The following is a 6773-nucleotide window of genomic DNA, read 5'->3' as shown; positions in this document are numbered from 1 at the left end:
CGGAGATGAGCCATTCCATACAGCCAAGCTTTTCAGCTCTGAACACCTCAGAAAAGCTTGACCGCCAACAGAGTATCTACATTTGTTGCAACGTGCCGAACCTGTTGCGCCATGGTCGCCTGCCTGGCGCATGTCTCAAGGTATGTGAGGCGGCACCGATGCCTACCTCAAAATCCCGCCATGCACACCAGGCTGACAACCATGGCCTCACAGGCATGGCCACGTTGCAACAAATGTAGGAGCGGATTTATCCGCGATGCGCCGCGCGGGCGGCGCTCGATCTTACAGGCGCTGAACCTCTCAAGGCGAACACCCCAAAGCCCAACCGCCCCCCAGCCCATGCCCCAGTTTTTTTACGCACTTTTTACGACTGAACAATCTGCCTGCAGGGATACTGACCGCGCGATGCTCAGGGATGGCATGCATATCCAACCGCCAGTCCAGAGAAGCCCTTTCGTGAGCCAGTCCGCCGTCGCAGTAAACCCTCCCCAATCCAGCAAATCCTCCGCCGTCGGCATGCTCGTCGCCGCAGTCGGCGTGGTCTATGGCGATATCGGCACCAGCCCGTTGTACACCCTCAAGGAAGTGTTCGCCGGGCACTACGGCGTCCAGGCCAACAGCGCCGGTGTACTGGGCGTGCTGTCCTTGGTGTTCTGGTCACTGCTGTGGGTGGTGTCGCTCAAGTACGTGCTGTTCATCCTGCGTGCCGACAACCAGGGCGAGGGCGGCATCATGGCCCTGACGGCACTGGCGCACCGCGCGGCGGCACCCTACAAGCGGCTGGGCAGGGGGCTGGTGCTGCTCGGCCTGTTCGGCGCTGCACTGTTCTATGGCGACAGCATGATCACCCCGGCCATCTCGGTGTTGTCGGCCGTGGAAGGCTTGCAACTGGCCTTCGACGGCATCGAGCATTGGGTCGTGCCGCTGGCGGTGGTGGTGCTGGTGGCGCTGTTCCTCATCCAGAAGCACGGCACCGCACGCATCGGCATTCTGTTCGGGCCGATCATGGTGCTGTGGTTCGTGGTGCTCGGCGCGCTGGGCGTGCACGGCATCGTCCAGCGCCCGGAGGTGCTGCAGGCTCTCAGCCCGGTGTGGGCGGTCAGGTTCTTCATCCTGCACCCAGGCATGGGCGTGGCGATTCTCGGCGCCGTGGTGCTGGCGCTGACCGGTGCCGAAGCGCTGTACGCCGACATGGGCCACTTCGGCCGCAAGCCCATTGCCCGTGCCTGGTTCCTGCTGGTGCTGCCGGGGCTGGTGCTGAACTACTTCGGCCAGGGGGCGTTGATCCTCGGTAACCCGGAGGCGGTGCGCAACCCGTTCTACCTGCTGGCGCCCGACTGGGCCCTGCTGCCGATGGTCGGGCTGGCCACGCTGGCCACCATCATCGCCTCCCAGGCGGTGATTTCCGGGGCGTTTTCCATGACCCGCCAGGCCATCCAGCTGGGCTATGTGCCGCGCATGTTCATCCAGCACACCTCCAGCGAGGAGCAGGGGCAGATCTACGTCGGCATGGTCAACTGGGCGCTGATGGTCGGCGTGGTGCTGCTGGTGGTCGGCTTCGAGTCGTCCGGGGCACTGGCGGCGGCCTATGGCGTGGCGGTGACCGGCACCATGCTGATCACCACGCTGCTGGCGTCGGCGGTGGTGCTGCTGCTGTGGAAGGCGCCGCGCTGGCTGGCGCTGCCGATGTTGCTGGCCTTGTTGCTGGTGGACAGCCTGTACTTCGCCGCCAACGCCCCGAAAATCGTCCAGGGCGGCGCTTTCCCGGTCATCGCCGGGGTGGCGCTGTTCGTGCTGATGACCACCTGGAAGCGCGGGCGCAAGATCATCGTCGAACGGCTGGACGAGCATTCGCTGCCGCTGGAGCTGTTCATCGCCAGCTTGCAGGCGCAGCCGCCGCATCGCGTCAGCGGCACGGCGGTGTTCCTCTCCGCCCGCCCCGAGGCGGTGCCCCACGCCTTGCTGCACAACCTGCTGCACAACCAGGTGCTGCATGAGCAGGTGGTGCTGCTCACCGTGGTGTTCGAAGACGAGCCACGGGTCAGTGCCGGCAAGCGTTTCGAGGTCGAGGCCTTCGGCGACGGTTTCTACCGTGTGAGCCTGCACTTCGGCTTCATGGAAGAGCCCAACGTGCCGCTGGCCCTGAGCCGTTACCCTAATGCCGATCTCGAGTTCGGGCCGATGCGCACCACCTACTTCCTCAGCCGCGAGACGGTGATCGCCGGCAAGCAGAAGGGCATGGCCCGCTGGCGCGAGCACCTGTTCGCGTTCCTGCTGAAGAACGCCAACAGCAACCTCAAGTACTTCCAGTTGCCGCTGAACCGGGTGATCGAACTGGGCACCCAGGTGGAGATGTAACCGCCCCTTTCACAGCGCTTCACGGCGATAGGCATAGGTCTCGGCAAACCGCGACAGCATGTAGGCGCTGCATGACACCGGCGGGTACTTGGCCGGGTTGTCGCTGCCGGAGCAGTTGGGCAGGCAGCTGATCTCGGTGTCCGGGTGCGGTTCGGCGAAGAACGGCATCGAGTAGCGGTCCACCCCCAGCGGACTGATCACCCGGTGCGGCGTGGAGGTGTACCGGTCGTTGCTCCAGCGCGCCATCATGTCGCCGATGTTGACCACGTAGGTGCCTTCGATGGGTGGCGCGTCGATCCATTGGCCGTCGCGGCTGCGTACTTGCAGGCCGCCGGCGTTGTCCTGATACAGCAGGGTGATGCAGCCGTAGTCGGTGTGCGCGCCGGCACCTTGCTGGTCGGCGCTGCTGGCGGCCTGGCGGGGTGGGTAGTGGATCATGCGCAACACGCTGATCGGCTCGGCGAAACGCTGGTCGAAGAAGTCCGGCTCGATGCCCAGTGCTTCGGCCATGGCCCGCAGCAAGGTCAGGGACAGCGCGTGCATGTCCTGATAGTGCTGTTGCAGCAGCGCTTCCCAGCCGGCAATGGCCGGGTGGCGGTTCGGGCCGCGCAACGGTTTGCCGGCGAGCACGTCGGGGTGCTCGGCACTCATGTGGAAACCCATGTCGAAGGTCTCCTTCAGGTCGCTCGGCCGGTTCGGGTCGAGTTGCTCGGTGGCGATGGCGCCATAGCCGCGGTGGTGGGCGCTGCGGGTGATGTCGATACGCAGCTTTTCCTCGGCCGGGCGGGCGAAGAAGTCTTCGGCGGCGGCTTTCAGCTCAGCGATGCGCGCGGCCGGGATCGGGTGACCCTTGATGTAGTAGAAGCCCCATTGCCGGCAGGCGGCGTCGATCTGCCGGGCCACGGCCTGGCGGGCGGAGGGGTCGTGCTGGTACAGCGGGGCGATGTCGATGATCGGCAGTGTGTTCATCAGGGCTCCGGAAAGTGGGTTGCTGAGTTTCTCAAAGCTGGCGCGATCCCTGTGGGAGCCGCGCTTGCCGGCGATGGGCCGCGAAGCGGCCCCCACAACTTGTGCAATAACCGCGAAATCTTGGGGCCGCTTCGCGGCCCATCGCCGGCAGGCGCGGCTCCCACAGGGATCGCGCTCGCCGGGAGGCTGGAGTTAGAACTGTGGGCGCGGGGTTACTTGGGCAGCTGTGCAGTGATGCCCTTGACGTAGTAATTCATGCCCGCCAGTTCGGCATTGCTGGCCACGGCGCCTTCAGGGATTTTCACGGCACCGCTCTGGTCGAGGATCGGCCCGGTGAACGGGTGGAACGTGCCGTCCTTGATGCTGGCGATGATCTGCTCGGCGCCGCTTTTCACGTCGGCCGGTACCAGGTCGCTGATCGGCAGCTGGACGGTGCCGTCGGCCAGGCCACCCCAGTAGTCCTGGGGCTTCCAGTTACCGTCCATGACCGCCTGGGTGCTCTTGATGTAATGCGGCCCCCAGTTGTTGACGATGGACGTCAGCACCGCCTTGGGCCCGAAATGGGCCATGTCCGAGGCATAGCCCACGGCATAGATGCCGCGGCGTTCGGCGGTCTGGATCGGCGCCGGGCTGTCGGTGTGCTGGAACAGCACGTCGACGCCCTGATCGATCAGCGCATTGGCAGCGTCCGCTTCCTTGCCCGGGTCGAACCAGGAGTTGACCCACACCACCTTGATCTCGGTGCCGGGGTTGTATTTGTCCAGCGCCAGCTGGATGGCGTTGATGTCACGCAGCACCTCCGGGATCGGGAAGGATGCGACGTAGCCGACTTTCTTGCTCTTGGTCATCTTCGCGGCGAGGTAGCCGCCGACGTAACGGCCTTCATAGGAGGTTGCCAGGTAGGTGCCGAGGTTCTTGTCCTGCTTGTAGCCGGTGGCGTGTTCGAAGGTGACCTTGGGGAACTGCTTGGCGACCTTGGCGGTAGGGTTCATGTAGCCGAACGAGGTGGCGAACACCAGGTCGTAACCGCCCTTGGCCATGTTGCGGATGACCCGCTCGGCGTCGGCGCCTTCCGGTACGTTCTCGACGAAGCTGGTCTGGACCTTGTCGCCGAACTGCTTGATCAGCGCCTGGCGGCCCTGCTCGTGCTGGTAGGTCCAGCCATGGTCGCCGATCGGGCCGATGTAGACGAAGCCGACTTTCAGCGGGTCGGCGGCGGCGGTGACGGCACAGAGCGCCGTGCCGAGGCCGATAGCGGCGGCCAGGGTACGCAACAGCCGGGTGCTTTTTTTCAGATGCATCGAGGGTTCACTCCTGTGGGTCTTGTGTCGTTTTTTTTTATTGCCGGGGCGTCATCAGCGTCCCGCTTTCCAGGGCTGGCCCAGCGAAACCGGGGCGTACAGCCGGGTCTTGAAGGCGTTGCGCGAGAGCACCACCAGCACCAGGATGGTCGCCACGTACGGCAGCATCGCCAGCAGGTTGGCCGGCACGCTCACGCCGATGCCCTGGGCCACCAGGTGCAGGATGCTGGCCAGGCCGAACAGGTAGGCGCCGAGCAGCACGCGCAGCACACGCCAGCTGGCGAACACCACCAGCGCCAGGGCGATCCAGCCGCGGCCGGCAGTCATGTTCTCTGCCCACATCGGGGTGTAGGCCAGCGACAGGTAGGCCCCGGCCAGGCCGGCCATGGCGCCGCCGAACAGCACCGCCAGCGTGCGCACCCGCAGCACCGGCAGGCCCATGGCGCTGGCGGCGTCGGGGTTTTCGCCGACGGCCTGGAGGATCAGGCCGGTGCGGCTTTTCAGCAGCACCCAGGCGATCAGCAGGAACAGGGCGAAGGACAGGTAGACCAGCAGGTCCTGGTTGAACAGCATGTGGCCAATGATCGGCAGCTCGGCCAGCAGCGGAATCGGCAGCGCTTCAAAACCACTCAGCGGCTTGCCGACCCAGGCGCTGCCGACGAACGCCGACAGGCCGACGCCGAAAATGGTCAGGGCCAGGCCGGTGGCTACCTGGTTGGCCTGGCAGCCCAGGGCGACCACGGCGAACAGCGCGGCCAGCAGCATGCCGGCCAGGCAGGCCATCAGCACGCCGAGCCACAGGCTGCCGGTGGCGAAGGCGGTGATGAAACCCACCACCGCGCCGAACAGCATCATGCCTTCCTGGCCCAGGTTGAGCACGCCGCTCTTCTCGCACACCAGTTCGCCCAGGGCCACCAGCAGCAGCGGGGTACCGCAGCGCACCATGGCGTAGAGGATGTTGCCAAGCAGATCGAAATCCATTGTCGGAGCCTCAGCCTGCGCACCCATGGCGGCAGGCACATGTATGGGTCAGGGGAGGTCAGGCACTGGCCGCTTCGGCCACCGGCGTGCGCCGCCGCCAGTTCAGCGTGAGCCGCGGCCGGTAGAGGATCAGCACATCGCAGGCGAGCAGGTAGAACAGCATCATTCCCTGGAACAGCCCGGTCAGTGCCTGCGGCAGATTGAGGCTCATCTGCGCGTTCTCGCCGCCCAGGTAGAGCAGCGCCATGAGCAGGCCGGCAACCAGGATGCCAAGCGGGTTGAGCCGGCCGAGGAAGGCCACGGTGATCGCCGCATAGCCGTAGCCCGGCGACACCTGCGGCACCAGTTGGCCAATCGGCCCGCTGACTTCACTGACCCCGGCCAGGCCCGCCAGGCCGCCGCTGATCAGCAACGCCAGCCACACCAGGCGCTTTTCGCGAAAGCCGACGAAGCCGGCGGCGCGCTGATCGAGGCCGAGCACCTTGATCTGGAAACCCAGGAAGCTCTTGTGCAGCAGCACCCACACCGCCACCAGTGCCAGCAGCACGAAGTACAGCCCGACATGCAGGCGGCCATCCTCGAACAAGGCTGGCAGGCGGCTGGCATCGCCGAACATCGCCGATTGCGGGAAGCTGAAGCCCTCAGGGTCCTTGAGCGGGCCGTGCACGCAGTACAGCAGCAGGTTCAGGGCGATGTAGTTGAGCATGATGGTGGTGAGGATTTCGTTGGCATTGAAGTGCGTGCGCATCCATGCCGCCAGTGCGCCCCACAGGGCGCCGGCAAGGCTGCCGGCCAGCAGCACCCAGAGCAGTGCCCAGCGGCTTTGCCAATCGATGAGGTGGATCGCCAGGGCGCTGCCGGCCAGTGCCCCGATCAGCAGCTGGCCTTCGGCGCCGATGTTCCAGATGCGCGCCTGGTAGGCTACCGCCAGGCCCAGGGCGCAAAGCAGAATCGGCAGCGCCTTGAGCAGCAGTTCGCTGACGCCGTAGAAGTCGCTGATCGGTTCGATCAGCAAGGTGTGCAAGGTCAGCAGCGGGTCATGCCCCTGGGCGCTGAACAGGATTGCGCCGCTGACCAGGGTCAGCAGGCCGGCAAGCAGCGGTGACAACACCAGCATGGTGCGTGACTGCTGGGTACGGGGTTCGAGGGATAGCAACATGGCGG

Annotated in this window: 6 protein-coding genes; 2 read left to right on the top strand and 4 right to left on the bottom strand. The window is 65.5% G+C overall.

The genetic code is table 11. The features are described 5' to 3' along the window. Positions 1-239 (top strand): hypothetical protein (locus tag ACIPZ5_RS26595; protein ID WP_400811471.1); only part of this gene is annotated, 239 nt, incomplete at its 5' end. Between the two features lie 277 nt (positions 240-516). Next, positions 517-2358 (top strand): potassium transporter Kup, encoded by a 1842-nt coding sequence (locus tag ACIPZ5_RS26590; RefSeq protein ID WP_400811469.1) that lies wholly within the window; start codon positions 517-519, stop codon positions 2356-2358. 9 nt (positions 2359-2367) lie between these two features. Here the strand turns inward: ACIPZ5_RS26590 and ACIPZ5_RS26585 are convergent, their stop codons facing one another. From ACIPZ5_RS26585 to ACIPZ5_RS26570, 4 genes are all read right to left on the bottom strand, one after another. Further along, complete coding sequence (locus tag ACIPZ5_RS26585; protein ID WP_400811467.1) at positions 2368-3327, bottom strand: isopenicillin N synthase family dioxygenase; 960 nt, start codon at positions 3325-3327, stop codon at positions 2368-2370. A 212-nt stretch (positions 3328-3539) separates the two neighbouring features. After that, a complete protein-coding gene (locus tag ACIPZ5_RS26580; RefSeq protein ID WP_261943812.1) occupies positions 3540-4628 on the bottom strand; it encodes a BMP family ABC transporter substrate-binding protein in 1089 nt (362 codons plus the stop codon). 54 nt (positions 4629-4682) lie between these two features. Continuing rightward, positions 4683-5609, bottom strand: a complete 927-nt coding sequence (locus tag ACIPZ5_RS26575; protein ID WP_400811466.1) for an ABC transporter permease — start codon at positions 5607-5609, stop codon at positions 4683-4685. 58 nt (positions 5610-5667) lie between these two features. Continuing rightward, positions 5668-6768, bottom strand: a complete 1101-nt coding sequence (locus ACIPZ5_RS26570; RefSeq protein ID WP_400811464.1) for an ABC transporter permease — start codon at positions 6766-6768, stop codon at positions 5668-5670. Positions 6769-6773: the final 5 nt, after the last annotated feature.

The sequence above is a fragment of the Pseudomonas sp. NPDC089428 genome, from assembly GCF_044749325.1.
Classification (GTDB): domain Bacteria; phylum Pseudomonadota; class Gammaproteobacteria; order Pseudomonadales; family Pseudomonadaceae; genus Aquipseudomonas.
Note: the sequence above shows the minus strand (reverse complement) of the source record. Positions and strands in the feature narration are given on the sequence as shown.

What these genes read in the sequence shown, in the direction of transcription:
- ACIPZ5_RS26590 (WP_400811469.1), top strand. Translation starts at nt 517, where the DNA reads ATGCTCGTCGCCGCAGTCGGCGTGGTCTATGGCGATATCGGCACCAGC.
- ACIPZ5_RS26585 (WP_400811467.1), bottom strand. Translation starts at nt 3,327, where the DNA reads ATGAACACACTGCCGATCATCGACATCGCCCCGCTGTACCAGCACGAC.
- ACIPZ5_RS26580 (WP_261943812.1), bottom strand. Translation starts at nt 4,628, where the DNA reads ATGCATCTGAAAAAAAGCACCCGGCTGTTGCGTACCCTGGCCGCCGCT.
- ACIPZ5_RS26575 (WP_400811466.1), bottom strand. Translation starts at nt 5,609, where the DNA reads ATGGATTTCGATCTGCTTGGCAACATCCTCTACGCCATGGTGCGCTGC.
- ACIPZ5_RS26570 (WP_400811464.1), bottom strand. Translation starts at nt 6,768, where the DNA reads ATGTTGCTATCCCTCGAACCCCGTACCCAGCAGTCACGCACCATGCTG.